Origin of the sequence: Bradyrhizobium sp. CIAT3101 (assembly GCF_029714945.1) — a bacterium.
Lineage (GTDB): Bacteria > Pseudomonadota > Alphaproteobacteria > Rhizobiales > Xanthobacteraceae > Bradyrhizobium.
This window is the reverse complement of sequence record NZ_CP121634.1, coordinates 5,676,873-5,694,958: the sequence shown is the minus strand read 5'-3', so window position 1 is coordinate 5,694,958 and position 18,086 is coordinate 5,676,873. Positions and strand designations below refer to the sequence as shown.

Annotated in this window: 15 protein-coding genes; 9 read left to right on the top strand and 6 right to left on the bottom strand. The window is 62.7% G+C overall.

Annotation, left to right across the window (positions count from 1 at the left end):
• Complete coding sequence (locus QA645_RS27085) at nt 1-1,323, top strand: MFS transporter (RefSeq protein WP_283044573.1); 1,323 nt, start codon at nt 1-3, stop codon at nt 1,321-1,323.
• Between the two features lie 8 nt (nt 1,324-1,331).
• Here the strand turns inward: QA645_RS27085 and QA645_RS27080 are convergent, their stop codons facing one another.
• Nucleotides 1,332-2,225: an alpha/beta hydrolase gene (locus QA645_RS27080; RefSeq protein ID WP_283044572.1), complete on the bottom strand. Its 894-nt coding sequence runs from the start codon at nt 2,223-2,225 to the stop codon at nt 1,332-1,334.
• Between the two features lie 178 nt (nt 2,226-2,403).
• Between QA645_RS27080 and QA645_RS27075 the strand changes: the two genes are divergently transcribed.
• A complete protein-coding gene (locus QA645_RS27075) occupies nt 2,404-3,117 on the top strand; it encodes an IclR family transcriptional regulator C-terminal domain-containing protein (RefSeq protein WP_283044571.1) in 714 nt (237 codons plus the stop codon).
• A 2-nt stretch (nt 3,118-3,119) separates the two neighbouring features.
• Here the strand turns inward: QA645_RS27075 and QA645_RS27070 are convergent, their stop codons facing one another.
• Both QA645_RS27070 and QA645_RS27065 read right to left on the bottom strand, forming a co-directional pair.
• Nucleotides 3,120-3,896 (bottom strand): alpha/beta hydrolase family protein, encoded by a 777-nt coding sequence (locus tag QA645_RS27070; RefSeq protein WP_283044570.1) that lies wholly within the window; start codon nt 3,894-3,896, stop codon nt 3,120-3,122.
• A 29-nt stretch (nt 3,897-3,925) separates the two neighbouring features.
• A complete protein-coding gene (locus tag QA645_RS27065) occupies nt 3,926-5,557 on the bottom strand; it encodes an FAD-dependent oxidoreductase (protein ID WP_283044569.1) in 1,632 nt (543 codons plus the stop codon).
• A 285-nt stretch (nt 5,558-5,842) separates the two neighbouring features.
• On the opposite strand from QA645_RS27065, the gene QA645_RS27060 reads away from it, so the two are divergent.
• Entirely contained in the window at nt 5,843-6,598 is a 756-nt protein-coding gene (locus QA645_RS27060; protein WP_283044568.1) for a carbon-nitrogen hydrolase family protein, read from the top strand.
• A gap of 539 nt (nt 6,599-7,137) precedes the next feature.
• The gene (locus QA645_RS27055; RefSeq protein ID WP_283044567.1) at nt 7,138-8,517 is read left to right on the top strand and encodes an LLM class flavin-dependent oxidoreductase; all 1,380 of its coding nucleotides are present in this window, start codon (nt 7,138-7,140) and stop codon (nt 8,515-8,517) included.
• A gap of 38 nt (nt 8,518-8,555) precedes the next feature.
• Here the strand turns inward: QA645_RS27055 and QA645_RS27050 are convergent, their stop codons facing one another.
• Nucleotides 8,556-9,596: a helix-turn-helix domain-containing protein gene (locus QA645_RS27050; protein ID WP_283044566.1), complete on the bottom strand. Its 1,041-nt coding sequence runs from the start codon at nt 9,594-9,596 to the stop codon at nt 8,556-8,558.
• 185 nt (nt 9,597-9,781) lie between these two features.
• Between QA645_RS27050 and QA645_RS27045 the strand changes: the two genes are divergently transcribed.
• The 5 genes from QA645_RS27045 to QA645_RS27025 all read left to right on the top strand — a co-directional run bounded on the left by QA645_RS27045 (nt 9,782) and on the right by QA645_RS27025 (nt 15,621).
• On the top strand, nt 9,782-10,774 hold the full coding sequence (locus tag QA645_RS27045) for an alpha/beta hydrolase (protein WP_283044565.1): 993 nt from the start codon (nt 9,782-9,784) through the stop codon (nt 10,772-10,774).
• 261 nt (nt 10,775-11,035) lie between these two features.
• Nucleotides 11,036-12,454 (top strand): sugar ABC transporter ATP-binding protein, encoded by a 1,419-nt coding sequence (locus QA645_RS27040; protein ID WP_283044564.1) that lies wholly within the window; start codon nt 11,036-11,038, stop codon nt 12,452-12,454.
• Between the two features lie 3 nt (nt 12,455-12,457).
• Nucleotides 12,458-13,489, top strand: coding sequence for an ABC transporter permease (locus QA645_RS27035; protein ID WP_283044563.1), 1,032 nt, complete (start codon nt 12,458-12,460; stop codon nt 13,487-13,489).
• A gap of 35 nt (nt 13,490-13,524) precedes the next feature.
• On the top strand, nt 13,525-14,559 hold the full coding sequence (locus QA645_RS27030; protein ID WP_283044562.1) for a substrate-binding domain-containing protein: 1,035 nt from the start codon (nt 13,525-13,527) through the stop codon (nt 14,557-14,559).
• 63 nt (nt 14,560-14,622) lie between these two features.
• Nucleotides 14,623-15,621 carry a substrate-binding domain-containing protein gene (locus QA645_RS27025; RefSeq protein ID WP_283053348.1) on the top strand — a complete coding sequence of 333 codons (999 nt, stop codon included), beginning with the start codon at nt 14,623-14,625 and terminating at the stop codon, nt 15,619-15,621.
• Between the two features lie 42 nt (nt 15,622-15,663).
• Here the strand turns inward: QA645_RS27025 and QA645_RS27020 are convergent, their stop codons facing one another.
• Together QA645_RS27020 and QA645_RS27015 are read right to left on the bottom strand one after the other, a co-directional pair.
• Entirely contained in the window at nt 15,664-17,274 is a 1,611-nt protein-coding gene (locus tag QA645_RS27020; RefSeq protein WP_283044561.1) for an ABC transporter substrate-binding protein, read from the bottom strand.
• Nucleotides 17,237-18,085: an ABC transporter ATP-binding protein gene (locus tag QA645_RS27015; protein WP_283044560.1), complete on the bottom strand. Its 849-nt coding sequence runs from the start codon at nt 18,083-18,085 to the stop codon at nt 17,237-17,239. Before QA645_RS27015 ends, QA645_RS27020 begins: the two co-directional genes overlap by 38 nt.
• Nucleotide 18,086 lies beyond the last annotated feature (1 nt).

Here is an 18,086-nt window from a genome sequence, read left to right as displayed (position 1 = left end):
ATGTCAATCGATGCAATGCCGTCCGATGCAGTTACTGGATCGGCCAGCGAGCGACGCAAAGTCGTCGTATCGAGTTTTGTCGGCACCGTGCTCGAATGGTACGATTTCTATATCTACGGAACTGCCGCGACGGTCGTATTCGGAACGCTATTCTTTCCCAATCTGGATCCGACCAGTGCAACCCTCGCTGCTTTCGCGGCCTACGGAATCGGCTTCTTCCTCAAGCCTGTCGGCGGTGTGATCCTGAGCCGCTTCGGCGATACGATCGGACGCAAGAAAGTACTCGTGCTGAGTCTGGTCATGATGGGACTCGCCACCGGCCTGATCGGTCTGTTGCCGACCTATGCCGAGATCGGGCTGTTGGCCCCGATCCTTCTCGTCCTGCTGCGCCTGATACAGAGCATTGGCGCGGGTGCCGAATACGGCGGCGCTATCACGATGGTTGCCGAATTCTCGGGGCCTCGGGAGAGAGGTCTCCTCGCAAGCCTTCCTGCGCTGGGCGTCTCGCTCGGTATCCTCATTGGGACAGCGATGTTCGCCGCGCTTTCGGCGATGCCGCGCGAGCAGTTCCTGCAATGGGGCTGGAGAGTTCCATTCCTGATCGGTTTTGCGCTGGCACTTGTCGGCATGTTCATGCGCGCGCAAGTTCAGGAGAGTCCTGCTTTTGAGAAGCTGAAGCAACGCAACCTGATCCACCAGGCGCCGCTTTCGGACGTGATTCAGCGGCAGTGGCGGAGGCTTCTGATTGCCGCAGCGGCGCGTTCGGCTGACGCGGTGGGAGGTCAGCTCTTCAATGTGTTTGCCATCTCCTACTGCACCGTTACGCTTAAATTGCCGCCGAGCATCGGTCTAACGGGGGTGATGCTCGCAAATCTGACCGGGCTCGCCGTGATTCCGCTCAGTGGACTTCTGTGCGACCGGTTCGGACGTAAGCCCGTTTACCTCGTCGGTCTTATCTTCATGACGGCCTTTGCCTTCCCGTTCTTTTGGTTGGTCAATACCAAGGAGGCCTGGCTGATCTATGTCGCGCTCATGCTGCAATACGGTGTCGGCGTGAAAATAATCCTGGCTACCTCTGGAGCGTATCTTGCCGAGCTATTCGATGTGCGAACGCGCAGCACCGGGGTCACATTGGCGCGCACGATCTCCGATCCGTTGGCCGGCCTGACCCCTCTAATCGCGACAGCGCTCCTTGCCGCCACGGGTGCCTATTGGTCGGTCGCGTGCTTTCTCATGGTCTTCACGGTACTGGCCTTCATAGCGGTGGCGGTCGGTCCCGAGACACATCAGGTCGATATTGCCGAGCCGGACCGGCTGGGGTGATGAGCGCCTCACGCAGATGGGGGGCGGCTGTGGCGGGCCAAAAAGGGAACCACCGCCTCAAGCACCGCGGCGGGCTGTTCTTCGGCTTGCATGTGGCCCCCCGGAATAGCGTGGCCTTCGACCCGTTCGGTCCAGTCGCGCCAGATCTGGAGGGGAGTCGTCTTTCCTTCGAAGCGTCCTTCTTCCCAGAGGACGAGCACCGGACAATCGAGGCGGCGGCCGGCTTCGCGGTCAGCGAGATCATGATCGTGGTCTACGGTCGCTGCCGCGCGATAGTCCTGCATCATCGCGTGACGGACCTCAGGAAGGCGGAAGGCGTCGCGATAGGCGTGGACTGCAGCTTCGGACAATGCATCATGGTCCTTCGCCATCTTCCGCAGCGTCACATCGAGGAAGTGATCGGGGTCGGCGGACAGAAGTCGTTCGGGCAAGTCATACGGTTGGGCGAACAGAAACCAATGATAGGCGCCGAGCGCGAATGCCTTGTCGACGCGAGACCAAACCTCACTGGAGGGGATGACCGTCAGCGATACGAGCGCATTCACGCGTCCAGGATGATCGAGTACCAGTCGATAGCCGACCCGAGCCCCCCGATCGTGCCCGATGACACCGAAGCGGCTGAAGCCAAGCTGGTCCATGACCGCAACCTGGTCGCGCGCCATGGCGCGCTTCGAATAGTCCGACGACGGTCCCCGTTGCGGACCACGGCTTTCGCCATACCCACGAAGATCGGTCGCGACGACCGTGTAATTCTGGGCAAGAATCGGGGCTATGCGATGCCAGGCAATATGGGTCTGGGGATAGCCATGCAGCAACAGCAGCGGCGGCCCGTCACCTCCAACGAAGCAGGCGATCCGCGCCTCGCCGGTTTCAATATCGTGCCTCTGAAACTGGTCGAACATGATTTGGCCCCCAAGGGTTCCGCCGGTGGTTGCAAACGGGTTTCGGTTGGTGAGATAAGGGGATTACGTCTGCATGCCCACTGAATTTAGATCCCTGAAAACGAGCATGGCAAAGAATATTCCCGAGGTCGAACGCGACGGTCAGAAATTCGTGTCGGGACTTGCCCGTGGGCTTGCCGTGATCGAGGCGTTCGGACCCGATCGCCGCAGCATGAACATCGCCGAAGTCGCTGCCGCAACGGACCTGGACCGCGCTGTCGCCCGGCGGTTGTTGCACACCCTCGTCGAACTCGGCTTTGCGGTCGTAGAGAACAAGCGCTTCGAATTGACCAGCAGCGTCTTGCGGCTCGGCTACACCTATCTTGCGTCGCTCGGCCTGGATAGCGCACTTCAACCCTATCTCGACCGGCTTTCGAAGACGGTGGGCGAGGCGGCCTCGGTGTCTGTCCTGAGTGGAACGGAGGTCATCTTCATTGCTCGCGCTGAGCCGCCGAATGCCGGCATCGCATATGTCCTCAAAACCGGTCTGAAACTGCCGGCGTTCTCGTCGTCCTCCGGCCGCATATTGTTGACGGCCAAAACCGATCAGGAGTTGAGCGCGCTCATTCAAAAGACCAGGATTGAAGCACGAACGCCGAAGACGGTTACTGACCGCAAGCAGATCCTCAAGCTGATCGAGGAGGCGCGTCGTTCCGGTTATGCCGTCAACAATGAAGAGCTTGAGCTCAATCTGTTCGGGCTCTCGGTCCCCATCAGAAATCCTAACGGCAGGATGGTGGCGTCGCTGAATGTCAATTCGCAGGCTCACCGCGTTGCTGCAAAGCGGATCAACCAGGAGCTGCTGCCGGCGCTCAGATCCTGCGCGCAGTCGATGTCGGGTATCCTGCCGTGACATCAGCCAAGATAAGATAATAGTGTACGCGCCAGCAGGGCTGGTTCGCTGACCATGACATCGTGTCCGGCGTTGAGCTTAGTGAAACTAAAGTTCTTATCCTGAGAAATTCGTTCGCGCGTGCTGTCAAAGACGTCGAGTTTCGGCGACATGCAGGCAATGTAGTGCTGCGATGTGTGATTGTCGCCCTCAGCGGCGGTCGCGAGCGGTTGCAGATATGTACGCAAGGGATGGGGTGTTAGGTGGCGTTCAACCCACGCGCGTTGTTCGGGCGCTGTAATGCCGAATGCATCTGGTGTTAGCGGCGGAAGCGTACTGACCGGATTGTTGGCCAAGGCATCCTTCCACGTGGCGAGGCGATCGGCGGGGACGTAGCTCGCGACCATTTCTCCATCAAGCGGGACAAAGGCATCGAGATAGACGACGTGAGCGATCTTGTCGGCTCGTAGCGCGGCCGCGGCGCGAACGGGAAATCCCCCGTAACTGTGACCAACCAGAATGACGTCGTTTAGCTCCTCTGAATCGATATGACTGACGATATCGCTGATGTGTGTCTCGAGATCCACCGAAGATGAGAGGAGGTGCGTTCGCTCGCCAAGACCGGTCAGGGTCGGCGTAGTCACCCGGTGCCCCTGATTTCGCAATTCGCTGGCGAGATCCCGCCAGCACCATCCGCCATGCCAGGCACCGTGTACCAGGACGAATGTGTGTTGTGGGCGTGGTTGGCCCGCCACAGGCGAGATCGCAGAACTCGCTGCTAACACTGCGGTGGCGGTCATGAAAGTCCTGCGCTCCATCGTTAGTCCCCCTATTGAGCCGGTGGCCGGTACCCGCGGCGGCTTCCTGGCCGGAGAGCATCGAATGTCGGCCACCGGCGCAACACGCCCAGCCGGTCCAAAGTCGATTGGAAGTCGTACAATCGCGTAGGATTTTGGCGAATGGCGCGCGGCGGGACCCTGTGCTGGAGCGAGTAGGCCGCGAGCGCGCCACTTGCCTCGCCAATGCTCCATTCAACGGGATGGACACGGTATGCGCCGTTGGTGATGCGTGTGGTGCCGAGATTCTTGCAGGCCGGAAGGAGATTGTCGACGCGTACGGGCAGCAGCGCGCCGAGCGGAATTTCGAAGGGATACGTGTCGATGTCGACGGTGTCGCGCCGACCTGTCGTGCTGGGGTGCAGATCGATCCGATAGGCGCCCACCCCTACACTGTCAGGGAAGTTCTCTGCAGCTTGCTGGCCTGAACGCGCTTCGACGCCGATATGCTGTTCCAGGATTGTGAATTCGGCGCGGATGCGCCGGCCTTCCCGGAAATAGGCCTGCTTCGCTAGTCCGTCCCTGGTCCCGAGGACATCGCCCCGTAGCCGCAAGCCGCGATAGCCGGCGCCGCCGTCGTGACGAGGTGCCTCCGTTTGCATCCAGTAAAGGAAGGACAGAGAGAACCGCCGTGCCTCGTCGAGCGCGGCATCGGCCTCTCGAAGGCTGACGCCAACGGCAGGCTTCAGCCAGTAATCGATCTGCGGCCAGTTTGCGATCGTGATGTCGCTCGCGAAAGCTCCAGGCAGAAAATTGCGGCGTGAGAGAATTCGGCGCGCGTGCCAAAGATCAAACACATACTCATCGTCTGTATCGCCGGCGAAAAGCCGACGCTCTAGCGGCTCATGCGTGACGTGGTTGCTGACCGTCCAACCGAATTGAGCGCCAGGCCAGAAATCCAGCTTCAAGTCGCGGAATGTGTCGTAGCCCTTTGGCTTGTCGATCGTATGATCTTCCTCAGGAAGGTAGTCGACGGCAAAGCCCCACGTGAGCGCTTGTTGGTCGAGGGCATCAGCAGGGCCAGTGATCGCGTGCAGCTCATTGGTCTCGGACTGCGACTCCGCGCCGAGCACGTGCTCGACATCTGCCATTGCGAGCACATCGCCGGTTTCCGTGGCATCGATGACCACGGCTGCGGAAATAACGATCTGCTTGCCGTTCTCGAGATTCGTGACGTTCACCGCGGCGATCTTATCGGCGTGGGTGGCGCATCCCGTCAACCGGTGCCGGCGTAGTATCATGAGCGCTCCCGTCGATACGAACGGCGCGAGCAGGGCATCGAGAACCTTCGCTGCGACGGCCGGTTCGCAGCAGAGCGTGCCGACATTGCCCATGCCAGGATTGAGCAGAGGGTCGACGCGGGCACGCGGGGTCAGCGGATAATAGTCTTGATAGTGTTTCCGAATGCCGGCGCGTAGTGCGGCAAAGCTTTGCGAGTTGATCAGGTACTCGGCCCAGGGCGCTTCATCGAGTGGCACCCCTTGCGAGGTGAGCTGGCCCCCGAGCCAATCGAGTTCCTCGAGGAGTACAACCTTCCGGCCCAGTCGAACCGCGGCGAGTGCAGCGCTTACTCCGCCGAGACCGCCGCCGATGACCAGGATTTCCGTCGATAACTCAGTAGGCATGAGGAGACTGACCTTGGACGGAAAGACTGCGGAGTGAGTCTTCAGTAAGCGAAGAGATATCCGATGTCAAATTAACGCGCAAATGTGCGATATTCGCACAATGCGGGCGAGCGTAATCGGACTCACTAGCAGGCGATAGCAAGGACCAGCGCTTGTCGGGCACATGGAGTGCCGCATGGGCGGGGGTGGTTGGCAGTGTGGCGCAGTCTTCAGAAAGTTCGGCGTTCCGAGCACTGGTCAAAGTCGCCGTCTTTGTCGCAAGATCGGTGCAACGTGGAGATAACGATGGGCTTCCGAATTGCGACGTGCGAGTTTCCCGATCGAGCCGATGCGGCAAAGGCTGCCTGGCAGCGCCTTCAAGATGAGCTTTCCGCTCAGCCGGCGGATCTTCTCGTGCTTCCCGAACTCGCCGGCGTCGACAGCTTCTGGGCAAGCCCGACATTCGATGACATCGTCTGGCGAGAGGCCGTTACCGTTCACGCGGGCATCTCCGATGAATTGAGGCGCCTTGGTGCTAAGCGGATTCTGGGTACGCGCGCAGTCGAGGTCGACGGACGGCGCTGGAATGAGACCTTTCTCTGGAAGCCGGACATCGGGCTGCAACGCGGCCGGCCCAAAGCATGGCTCCCGGAGCAAGAAGGGGGATGGGAGGCAACCTGGTTCGATCGGGGTCCGCAGAGCGTCCATTCAAAACGAGATGATGAGCTGTGTTATGCCGAACTGGTGTGCACCGAAATTATGGTGAGCGGGGCAGCACGGCGACTTGGACAGGCCGGTGTGCAGTTGATTGCGGCGCCGCGGGCAACCGGCGGGCATTCCCGTTGGGAGGTCGCGACGAGGATGGCCGCTATTGCAGCTGGCGCATTCGTCGTCACAGCCAACCGCCGCGGGGGCGATCTCGCCGGTGGAAGCTGGATCGTCGCCCCCGATGGCGACATCTTAGCGCGCACCAGCGAGGATAGCCCGATCATCTTCCTTGATATCGATCTGTCGGTGGCCGATGCCGCCAAGCAGACCTATCCACGCAACGTGAGAGATTGAGGGGGGAAGGAGGGCGGTCGATGCTCGAAAGTCCTCGAACATCTTCCGTCAATCGAAGCCCCAGGACATCGCCTCAGCCGCTCGTTCCGGTCGTGCCGAACTCGCTGCGGGCGATAAACCGCTTCGACGCCGCGCCAAGCGCGAATTGTCCGCAAGAGAAGCAGATTTCTTGGTGCGTTTCATTTTTGGACGATCGGATGCGTCGACCTGGAGTCTTTAGTGGATCGCTGCCCTGACGCATCTTCAACGCTGGGCTAATATTACGGTCCAACCAAGATGATGGTGCCATTCATCCGCTTTCGCGCGGAGCAGGAGCAAGCCATGACCCAGGCGCTATCGCTTTCAATCGGAGCTCGATGATCTCAGGCGCTTGAACGGCCGGGCGTTTCGATCGCCCCAGGGCGCGGAGAAAGCGATCCGCTGCAATTGCGGGCGCCGCAGATGTCCGAAGCCGCCGTGGAACACTGCGCGATGGTGTCTGTCCCGGGGGCGGCGCCGCCATCCCGGCGGCTGGAGTTTTTTGAACGAAGAGAGTCGTGATGGTTGCGAAGAAACAGATATTGCTCAACGCCTTCAACATGAATTGCGTCGGCCATATCAACCACGGAGCCTGGACGCATCCGCGAGACCGCTCGTCCGATTACAACACGCTGGCCTATTGGACGGATCAGGCGAAGTTGCTCGAACGCGGGCTTTTCGACGGGATCTTCATCGCCGACATCATCGGGGTCTATGATATCTACGGTCGCGGGATCGATGTGACGGCGCGCGAGTCCGTTCAGCTTCCGGTGAACGATCCGATCCTGCTTGTCTCCGCGATGGCAGCGGTGACGTCCAATCTGGGATTCGGCATTACCGTGAACGTGCACAACGAAGCGCCCTATACGCTGGCGCGGCGCTTCTCGACCCTCGATCATCTGACGCGAGGGCGCATCGGCTGGAACATCGTCACCGGCTATCTGGAGAGCGCGCATCGCGGCAAGGGGGACGGGCATCTTCCCGAGCACGACCGCCGCTATGACTATGCCGAAGAATACCTCGACGTGCTCTACAAGCTCTGGGAGGGAAGCTGGGACGACGATGCCGTCCGCCGCGATCGGGCTGCGCGCGTCTTCGCCGATCCTGCCAAGATCAGGCCCATTTCGCATCATGGCGAGTTTTTCGACGTCGAGGGCTATCACCTTGCGGAGCCTTCGGTGCAGCGTACGCCGGTGCTCTACCAGGCCGGCACCTCACCGCGGGGTCGCAGTTTCGCGGGCCGGCACGCTGAATGTGTCTTCATCTCTGCTCGTGACAAGGCGACGGCGCGCAGTGCGGTGCGCGCGATCAGGGCGGAAGCCAGCCGTGCCGGGCGCCGGCCGGAAGACATCAAGGTGTTCGTCGGGATTGCCGTGGTTCCGGGCCGGACTACGGCCGAGGCCGAGGAGAAGCGCGACGAATATCTGCGCTATGCCAGTCCGGAGGCGGGACTGGCGCATTTCTCTGCCTCGACCGGCATTGATTTCGCCCGCTACGGCCTCGATGAAGCCATTTCCTACGCGTCCGGCAACTCGATCCAGTCGGCGACCGCCGCCGCGGCGCAAAGGGGGCTGACAAAACGTGATCTATTGAAGGAGCTTGCCCTCGGCGGACGCTATGCCGCGATCACGGGCGATGGATCGGCGATCGCCGACGAGCTTCAGGACTGGATTGTGGAAACCGATATTGACGGCTTCAATCTCAGCCGCATCGTCGTGCCCGAGAGCTATGAGGACTTCATCGACATCGTGGTCCCCGAACTCCAGAACCGCGGTCTCTACAAGACCGCTTATGCGGACGGCGCGCTGCGCCACAAGCTGTTCGGTCAGGGAGATCGGCTGCCTGACCGGCACGCGGCCGGGGCCGTCCGGCCCCGCGCGCGTCAAGGGGCTGCCGAGTAAAGTCATCTGCACGCGCCATCATGCCGGGTGCCCTTTGGTCAGGCCCCCATCATGGCGCCGAGCGTCTGCAACCGCTTGCGAACGGCGTCATCATCGCCTCGTGGGGAGGTGTTCTCGGTGCGAATTTGGCTTGGCGTTGCGCCAGTTGCGGCCTTCAGGAATCGGCGGAGGCTCCTGGCGTCGGAATAGCCGAACTCTGCTGCAATGGCCTCGACGCTGTCGTCGGTATCTCGCAGTCGGCGAACCGCAGACGCAGCGAGAGTGCGCTCGCGCGCATGACGAAATCCGCCGTCGATAGCCAAGCGTCGCCGCAATGTGGACAGGCTGACGCCGGCATTTTCAGCAAGATCTTTCAGCCGCGGACGGTGGCCATTGCGCAAATCTCCCCGGCCATTGGACCAGACGTCTCCGCACTCGACAAAGTCGAGCCATAATCGAAAGCACTCCCAATGCGGGTTGGCCCCGGCTCGGCCGACGCCGCGCTTGCCGAGCAGGGCGCGCGCAAACCGCATCCCGGTGACGGCGCCGTGGCGCACGGGGGCGCCGACGGCGAAGTGACGACGGCCAAGATCGAAGTGAAAGGCATCGCGGGTCGTCACATCCAGGACGGGCATTGCCGTTCCAAGAAAGTACATGCAATGCATGAATACCCAGCTGAGGTAGATGTCCTCGAGCAGCACGGCGTCCGCGTCCCGCACCGAGTCAGCGCGAACATTCAGAATCGCCAAGTCACTCGTGGTTTTAAGCTCGATCTGGACGGCGCTGGATGCTGTTCTATAGAGTCGCCCGACCGACAGGATCGCGTCTTCCAGCGTTGCGCAGCCAAGGGCCACTCTCAGCCCGAGCGCGGTGTAGGCGGGGTCGATGCGGCTGCGCGTCAAGCCATGGGCCGCATCGCTGATCCCGAGCGCGGTGTTCAGGCACAGCAACAGATATTGCGCGGGGCCGACCACGTCGCGGTTGTCCCCGTAGCGCAGGTCGATCAGCGAAGCCGTCATCATCTGCTCGAACGGCAGGCCCTGGCGAACCACGCCGCTGACGTGCCGCGTAATCCAGTCGAACGGCATGCGCTGATGCATGAAGCCTCGCAACTGTCGAGCCGAGGCGCTGATCCTAGGGGCAAACGGGAAGGGTCGCAATTCGCTCGGAGCGAGATCAATCGGCTGCGCTCGCGTCTCTGATCGCTTTTGTCCCCCCAATCTGCATGTTTCGGTCAGCGCGCGACCTCGGGCGACTGGCTACGCTTAGAAGTGACTTGGCAGCCATGGAGCATCCGATGGACCACATTACCCCGCAGCGTCAACGTTCGCCGGAACTCGAGCAGGCCTTCGCGCATCTCGCGGGGCTGGCTGCATCGGCCGATCTTGCCGGAATTTCCGATCCGCTTCTGCAATTCGTTGCCGTCATCAGGGCCCTTATGCCGCGTTATGGTGACGTTGGTGCGCCACCAAATCTCGAAGGCATCGAGGTTGTGCCGGTCGACGCCGATGGGGTGCCGGCGGAGTGGGTCCTTGCGCCCAATGCCGATCCCGCGCATCGCCTGGTCTACATCCACGGCGGCGGCTGGATTGGTGGTTGTCCTCGCGACTATCGAGCCCTCGCAGGCACGCTGGCCATGCTCTCACGCGCCGCCGTTCTGATGGTTGATTATCGTTTGGCTCCCGAGCATCGCTTTCCCGCGGGCCTGGACGATTGCGTCACCGCTTTCCGCTGGGCTTCGCGCCATGGACCTGATCCGCACCGCCAGGGCGGACACGAAGCGCAGGTGCATCTCAGCCTGGTCGGCGATTCCGCCGGCGGAAATCTGGCGGCGGCAACCTGCCTTGAATTGGTGGCCGGGGGCGCGCGCGTGCCCGACCGCCTGGTGTTGATCGCCGGCACCCTCGATAACCAGTCGCCCGCGGACAGGGCCGGAATAGACGACCAGGTTGCGACGGCGGAATCTCTGGCTGCCGCCACCGTCGCTTATCTCGGGCCGGACGGAGATCCATCGGATTATCGCGTCTCGCCGGTTCGTGCATCGCGCGCGTTGCTTGCCGGTTTTCCACCCACCCTGCTGCAGGTGAGTGCGATCGAGACACTCGCCTATGACAGCCGGAAATTCGCCGGGCTGCTCGCGGATGCCGGCGTCAGGGTCAATCTGAGCACGTGGCCGGAGCTTCCTCACGTCTGGCACGCCTTCCTGGGACTCTTTCCCGATGCGACCGACGCATTGCAGGAGATCGCCGATTTCGTGAACGCAAGTATTGATCGCTGATCGCTCGCGGGTCCTTACGCTTACCGCGAGGCGCCACCTTGTGTGGATGGAAATTGTCATTGCCGAGATGCGACGCATTTCGATGCAGATGTTTCCTTCAACGCTCCTAGTTTGAAAACCATTCCGCCAGGTTTGCCGATACGATCATCATCGTAGGCCTTGCGGGAATGTCAGCTGGTGCAATCGAATACGTGGACGGCGCACATCGCTCTCGGCAAGGGGCTGGAGGTCCGCGGCTTGTCGAAGCGCTTTGGTCCGACCGTGGCGCTCGAGGACGTCGCGCTCACGGTCGGCGCCGGCGAGATCGTCGGGCTAATGGGCGCGAACGGCGCAGGAAAATCGACGCTGGTCAATATCCTTGCTGGCGCTCTGCACGCTGATGCCGGCGAGGTGATGCTCGACGATGCGCTTTTTCGGCCGGATTCGCCAAGAGATGCGATCGCCGGAGGCGTCGTTGCCATCCATCAAGCCACCGACCGGGCCGGCGTTCCCGGGCTCACCGTTGCCGATGCGCTTTTGCTTGATCGCTTCGCCAACGGCCGCGCCGGACTGCTTGTCTCACGGAAATCGGTTCGGACCGAGGCCGCAATCATCGCCCGTCGAGCGGGCTTCGATCTGCCGCTCGACGCGGATTTCGGCGATATCGGACCGGCTGAGCGGCAGCTGGTTGCGATCGCGCGCGCGCTCTCGGCCGATCCGAAGCTCCTCATCCTGGACGAGCCGACCGCGAGCCTGTCGGCGTCGGAGGCCGATCGGCTCTTCTCGATTCTGGAAGATCTGGCCGCGCGCGGCCTTGCGATCATCTACATCTCGCATCGCACGGGTGATCTGGCGCGGCTCGCGACGCGCGTGGTCGTTCTGCGCGGCGGCCGTGTGGTTGCAACCCAGTCGCGCCCGATCAACTATTCGGTTGCCCTCGAAGCAATGATCGGCCGGCCCGTGGCGAGTGTCAGGCCGCCGTCACGGCCCGGTGGCGCACCAAGGCTGCATATCCGCAAGCTACGCTTCTTCGCCGATGGTCGTCCGCTCGATCTCGAAATTCGCGAAGGGGAGGTTGTCGCGCTGATCGGTCCGCTCGGATCCGGCAAGAGCCGGTTGTTGAACATCCTGTTCGGCAGCCAGACCGCGCATTCGGGTGACATCGAGCTGGACGGCGAGTTGTTCCGTCCGGCTTCACCGCGCGATGCGATCGCCAGTGGCGTCTTCCTGGCCGGTGAAGACCGCAAGCGAACCTCGTTTGTGCCCTCGGATTGGCCCGGAGGAACAGTGGCTGCCACGATCGCCCAGCCGCATCTTCGTCGCTGGTTTCCGTTAGGACTCTTGCTTGGCAACCGGGAGCGGCAGGAGGCAGACCGCGCCGTGTCGCGCCTCGGCATTCGCACCTCCGGTCCGTTCGCTCGCCTGGACACGCTATCCGGCGGTAATCAGCAGAAGGTGGTTCTCGCGCGCTGGCAGGCCGAGCCCACGCGGCTGCTCCTGCTTGATGAGCCGTTCCAGGGCGTGGATGTCGGCGCGCGCGCCGACATTATCGCGGCCATTCGCGCGCAGCAGGGCGTCGCCACGCTCATCGCGACATCCGACGCGGAGGAGGCCTTTGAGGTCGCGGACCGGGTTCTCCTTCTCGACGAAACCGGACTTCATGCCGCAGGCGACACCGTCGCGGTATCAGCAGGATCCTGATTCATGACCGCGACCACAGAACCACTTGCCGCAACGCCCGCACGTCCGGTCACTCAATCTTTCTTCGAACGCGTGCGGCGCTGGGCCGTGTTCGCGCTCCTTGCTGGCCTGATCGTTGTCTTCTCGTTGCGCGAGGCGGCGTTCCTGACGCTGCCGAATGTCATGAGCGTGCTGCAGGCCGTGTCGGTGGTGGCGATCATCGGGGTCGGCGTGACGATCTCGATTGCGGTCGGCGGCTTCGACCTGTCGGTTGGCGCCGTCGCCGCATCGAGCGTCATGACGGCGAGCTACGCCATGGTGGTCTGGCACTTCGGCGCGGCGGAGACGGTGCTGTTCGTGCTCGCGCTCGGCCTTGGCGTCGGCCTCGTCAATGCATTCCTGATCGTGCGGCTGAACGTCCCTGACCTGCTCGCGACGCTCGCGGTGAACTTTCTCCTCACCGGGCTTCAGCTCATCCCCACGGCGGGACGCTCCATCGCCACGGGCCTGATCTTGCCGGATGGGAAAGCTGCGAACGGTGTGTTCGATCCTGCGTTTCTGAGCCTTGGTCGGACACGCCTGTTCGATGTGGTGCCGCTTCCGGTGCTGATCATGCTGCTGGTCGCGATCGTCGCCGGAATCTTTACCGAGCGGACGAGGTTCGGCCGATTGATCTTCGCGGTCGGCGGCAATGAACTGGCCGCCCATCTTGCCGGCGCGTCCACGGGCCGGCTGAAAGTGTTGGCCTACGGCCTGTCTGCCAACCTTGCAGCCCTCGGCGGTGTCATCGTCGCGGCCCGCGTCGGTCGCGGCGACGTGTCTTCGGGCGCATCGCTTCTGCTCGACGCCGTGGCGGCGTCCTTGATCGGCTATGCGGTGCTCAATGCTCGCCGCCCCAACGTGTTGGGGACGGTCGTGGGTGCGATCTTCGTCGGCGTTCTTCTGAATGGCCTGACCATGCTGAACGTACCCTATTACACGCAGGACTTCGTCAAGGGCGTCGTGCTGGTCGGTGCCCTTGCTCTCACCTACGGCTCCGCGCGCCGGAGGCGTTGAATCCTTCACTCACCAGAAGAACCGGGGAATCCACCATGAATTTGCGCACGTTCCTGCCTGCTGCTGTCTTTACGGCTGTGATCGCTATCGCTCCCGCCGTCGCCGAAGGTATCGCCGGGGCACCGCCGCCGTTCGACAAGGGCGCCGTCAAGGTAGCGCTCGTCAGCTATATCTCCAGCGGCGACTTCTTCGAGGCCTACCAGTCGGGCGTGCAGGCCCAGGCCAAGAAGCTCGGCATCGACCTGCGCGTCTTCCCGGGTAAGCAGGATGCCGCGGAACAGCGTTCGCAGATCGAGCAGGCCATCACCCTGGGCGTCAAGGCCATCGTGATCGACCACGGTTTGCCGGAATCGCTGAAAGACGTCGCCCAGAAAGCCGTCGATGCCGGCGTCAAGGTCGTCGCTTTCGACGTCAATCTCGACAATGCAAAAATTCCGCAAGTCGAGCAGAGCGATCATCAGCTGGCCCGCCTCGCGCTCGAACAGGCGGTGAAGGAGAATGGCGAGAGCTTTGCCGCCGGCTATGTCTATGTGGCCGGCTTTGCGCCGCTCGACCGCCGCAACGAGGTCTGGGAAGAGTTCAAGAAGAAGTATCCCGGCATCAAGGAAGCCGCCCGGTTCGGCATCGTCAACGCCACGACCGCGGCCGGCGTTGCCGATCAGGCCAAGGCGGTGCTTCGCGCGCACCCGGAAATCACCGTCGTCTTTGCTCCCTATGACGAGTTTGCGCGTGGCGTGAAGCTTGCCGTGAACGAATTGGAGCTACAGGGGAAAGTGAAGATCTATTCAGCCGACGTCTCCACGGCGGACATCCATGAAATCACCGAGCCGAACAGCCCCTGGGTGGCGACGGTTGCGACCAATCCGGCGGTGGTGGGCGCGGTGTCGATCCGCGCGGCCGCCCTTGCTGTCGCCGGCACAGATCCCGGCCATGCGATCACCGTGTCACCTGTCCTGCTGACCCAGAAGGCGCTGGCCGAGAGCGGTGTGAAGACCGTCGAGGAGCTCTCGGCCAAGATTCCGTCGTTCGGCTCGTCGTCGGCTGCGAAGGCCACCTGGATTCTGGAATAACTCTTGAGTGTTGAGGACACGAGAATGACCAAGTTTAAATTCGCCATCTTCGCCGGCGCTACGATGCTGGTGCTCTCCGCACCCGTATCGGCGGGCGGGCTTCCAGGCGCGCCGGCGCCGTTCGAAAAGGGCGGCGTGAGGATCGCCGTCGTCAACTTCATCGGCGGCGGCGACTGGCTCCAGGCCTTCGAAGCCGGCACCAAGCGGCAGGCCGATGCCCTCAACATCGACCTGCGCATCTCCGAGGCGCGTCAGGACCCCGATGCGCAGCGAAGGCTGATCGAGGATGCCATCAATCAGAAAGTCGATGGCCTCATCATCAACAACGGCAAGCCCGAGGCCTTGAAGGACGTCGCCCAAAAGGCGCTCGATGCCGGCATCAAGGTCGTCGCCTATGACGTCAATCTCGACAACCCGAAGATCCCGCAGGTCGAGCAGAGCGATGCCGACATGGCGCGGCTCGTGCTCGATCAGGCGATCAAGGAGCAGGGCCACGGCATCAAGGGCGGTGTCGTCTATGTTGCAGGCTTTGCGCCGCTCGATCGTCGCTATGCCGTCTGGAAGGAGTTCGGAAAGACCCATGGTCTGGAGGAACGCGCGGTCTGGGGCGTCGTGAACGATTCCGTGCCGGCGTCGGTCGCCGACCAGACCAAGGCCGTGCTGCGGGCGCATCCGGAGATCACGGCCATCTTCACGCCTTGGGACGAGTTCGCGCGCGGGGTGAAGCTCGCGATCGACGAGCTGGGAGTTGCCGACAAGGTGAAGATCTACGGTGTCGACATCTCCACGTCGGATATTCAGGCGATCATCGAACCGAAAAGCCCATGGGTGGCGACGGCGGCCACCAACGCGTCGGTCGTCGGTGAAGTCTCGGTGCGTGCGGTTTCGTTGCTCGTCGCCGGTCAGGATCCGGGTCGTTCCGTGCTGGTGCAGCCGCGCCTGGTGACGCGAGCGGATCTTGTCGACAACAACATCAAGACCATCGAGGATCTGGCGGCCAAGGTCCCGGCCTTCAGGACCAGCGAGGCGGCCACCGCACCCTGGATTCCATCGGTCAAATGATCCGAAGCGCCGCGGGTGCAGATCTGCCCCGCGGCGCCCCGATCAGCGGTCGAGCCAGGCGTCGGAGAAGTCCCCGGCGGTCAGGTCGACGCTGTTGTAGAGATCGCGTACGCGTGCATTGCTGACGAGGGCCGTCTCCAGCGCCACCAGGGGCAGAGCGGGCAGATCATCGCTGGCGATCTTCTGGATTTGCCGGAATTGATCGGCCCGCCGCGCCTCGTCAGGCTCGATACTGGCCTGCCGGAACAGGCCATCGACCGCCGGATTGTTGTAGTGGGCCGCGTTGACATAGGGCAGCGGGTGCTTGATCCCGTCGGACCAGTAGATCCGCTGCACGCCGACCGTCGGATCGAACAGCAAGCCGAGCCCATTCAGGTTGATGTCGAAATCGCGGTCGTAATAGACCCGCTTGATGAACGTGCCGAGATCGCCATCGAGGATGTCGACGCGGATGCCGGCGCGGCCGAGCGCGGACCGCAGATAGCCGGCGGTCGCCTTGAAGGCCGCGCCCGGGATGAAAGTCAGCTTCAGCGCAAACCGGATGCCGCCGCTGCCGCGCTTCAGTCCCGCCTCGTCGAGAAGGCGGTTCGCCTCGTCGAGATTGAAGGGATGGTCGAAGCTCGTCGGGTCGAAATAGGACGAGAGCACTTCGGGTATCGGTGAACGGATCTGGCTGGCATAGCCGTAATAGATCCACTGCCGGATGAAATCGCGATCGATCGTGCGCGCGATGGCGTGCCGCACGGCGCGTTGGGCGAGGTACTGGTTGTCGAGGCTGAACTCGAGCACTGCGGCATTGTTGAGATAAGCGTCCCGCTGGGAGGAAACGACGAACTTTCCGCCGTCGGCCAGGCGTTTCACGTCAGCCAGAGAGAGGGTGCCGCTGGCGTCGGCCTCTCCCGTTTCGAGCGCTGCGGAGGCCGCGGCTGGATCGGCGACGAACTTGACCACCACCCGATCCAGATAGGGCCGCTCGGGTCGCCAATATTGCGGGTTCCGGCGCAGGCTGATGTGGCTGCCGCGTTTCCATTCGTCGAAGATGAATGGTCCGGTCCCGATCGGCGCGTTGTTGTTGGCGCTGCTGTCGAGATTGTCGCCCTGATAGGCGTGACGTGGAAGAATCGGGGATTCTGCGGCTGAGAGGGCCTTCAGGAAATAGGGCGTCGGCTTCGACAGCTTCACCACGGCTGTCAGCGCATCAGGCGTTTCGACGCGAGCGAGATTGGCAAAACTGATCCGGCCGCGCGGCCCGACCTTTTGCAGGGCTTGCAGCGAGAACTGGACGTCGGCGGATGTGAAATCCGCACCATCGTGCCATTTGACGCCCGGGCGCAGGGTGAAGGCGTATTCGAGCCCGTCCGCGCTGACGTTCCAGGCCGTTGCCAGCTGCGGTCGCGGTGTGAAGTCTGCGCTGTAGGTCAGCAGGCCCTCGGTGACCTTGGTGCTGATATTGCGCGTGTTTGTGTTGGTGTCGAACAGCGGAACGAGCGTTCGCGGCTCTCCCTGCGTGACGACCGTCAGCGTGCCGCCGCGCCGTGCCTCGGCCGCGCGCACGGGCGCGCCGGCGAGCGGCAGCGCGAGCACGCCGGCCCCCGCTTTCAGGACGCGTCGCCGATCAATGAGACGGCGGGTTCGATCGTTGGTCGTGACCATGTGACAAGCCTTCCAATGTTGCGTGTTGAGGGTGTGCGGCCTGCTCGCGCAGCGTCGACAGGATCGACCGCTTCAACTCGCCGAACGAAGGCGTCGCGATGATCTCCTGGTAGGTGCGCGGCCGCGGATAGGGGACCACGATCTCCTCGACGATGCGGCCGGGACGGCCGCTCATGATGGCGATGCGATCCGACAGGAACAGCGCTTCCTCGATGTCGTGCGTGACGAACAGGACGGTGGAGCGGCGTTGCTCGCGCGCGGCCAGCAGAAGTTCCTGCATGGCGAGCCGGGTCTGGGCATCCAGCGCGCCGAACGGCTCGTCCATCAACAGCAGCAGCGGCTGCGAGATCCAGGCACGGGCGATCGCAACGCGCTGGCGCATCCCGCCGGACAGTTCATAGACGGCGTGATGCTCGAAGCCGCGCAGCCCCATCATCTCGATCAGCTCTTGCGCGCGCGGCCGGTACTCTGACGCAGGGCGTCCGGCCAGGCGCGATGCGAAGGTGATGTTGTCGATGACCGACAGCCATGGGAATAGCGTCGCTTCCTGAAATACGATTCCGCGATCGGGCGAGGGGCGTCCGATCGGCTTGCCGGCGATCGTCACGCGTCCCCTTGTGGGTTGCTCGAAACCCGCCAGCAGGTCGAGCACGGTTGATTTGCCGCAACCGCTGGGTCCCAGCAGGCACACGAATTCGCCTTCGGCGACGTTCAGTGAAAGGCCATCAAGTGCAACGGTCGTGCGCCGGGCGCGCCGGTCGTCAAAGCGCTTTTCGATGGTCTCAAGGACAATGAGTGGAGGGCTCGTCATC

What these genes read in the sequence shown, in the direction of transcription:
- QA645_RS27085 (WP_283044573.1), top strand. Translation starts at nt 1, where the DNA reads ATGTCAATCGATGCAATGCCGTCCGATGCAGTTACTGGATCGGCCAGC.
- QA645_RS27080 (WP_283044572.1), bottom strand. Translation starts at nt 2,225, where the DNA reads ATGTTCGACCAGTTTCAGAGGCACGATATTGAAACCGGCGAGGCGCGG.
- QA645_RS27070 (WP_283044570.1), bottom strand. Translation starts at nt 3,896, where the DNA reads ATGACCGCCACCGCAGTGTTAGCAGCGAGTTCTGCGATCTCGCCTGTG.
- QA645_RS27065 (WP_283044569.1), bottom strand. Translation starts at nt 5,557, where the DNA reads ATGCCTACTGAGTTATCGACGGAAATCCTGGTCATCGGCGGCGGTCTC.
- QA645_RS27060 (WP_283044568.1), top strand. Translation starts at nt 5,843, where the DNA reads ATGGGCTTCCGAATTGCGACGTGCGAGTTTCCCGATCGAGCCGATGCG.
- QA645_RS27055 (WP_283044567.1), top strand. Translation starts at nt 7,138, where the DNA reads ATGGTTGCGAAGAAACAGATATTGCTCAACGCCTTCAACATGAATTGC.
- QA645_RS27050 (WP_283044566.1), bottom strand. Translation starts at nt 9,596, where the DNA reads ATGCATCAGCGCATGCCGTTCGACTGGATTACGCGGCACGTCAGCGGC.
- QA645_RS27045 (WP_283044565.1), top strand. Translation starts at nt 9,782, where the DNA reads ATGGAGCATCCGATGGACCACATTACCCCGCAGCGTCAACGTTCGCCG.
- QA645_RS27035 (WP_283044563.1), top strand. Translation starts at nt 12,458, where the DNA reads ATGACCGCGACCACAGAACCACTTGCCGCAACGCCCGCACGTCCGGTC.
- QA645_RS27030 (WP_283044562.1), top strand. Translation starts at nt 13,525, where the DNA reads ATGAATTTGCGCACGTTCCTGCCTGCTGCTGTCTTTACGGCTGTGATC.
- QA645_RS27025 (WP_283053348.1), top strand. Translation starts at nt 14,623, where the DNA reads ATGCTGGTGCTCTCCGCACCCGTATCGGCGGGCGGGCTTCCAGGCGCG.
- QA645_RS27020 (WP_283044561.1), bottom strand. Translation starts at nt 17,274, where the DNA reads ATGGTCACGACCAACGATCGAACCCGCCGTCTCATTGATCGGCGACGC.
- QA645_RS27015 (WP_283044560.1), bottom strand. Translation starts at nt 18,085, where the DNA reads ATGACGAGCCCTCCACTCATTGTCCTTGAGACCATCGAAAAGCGCTTT.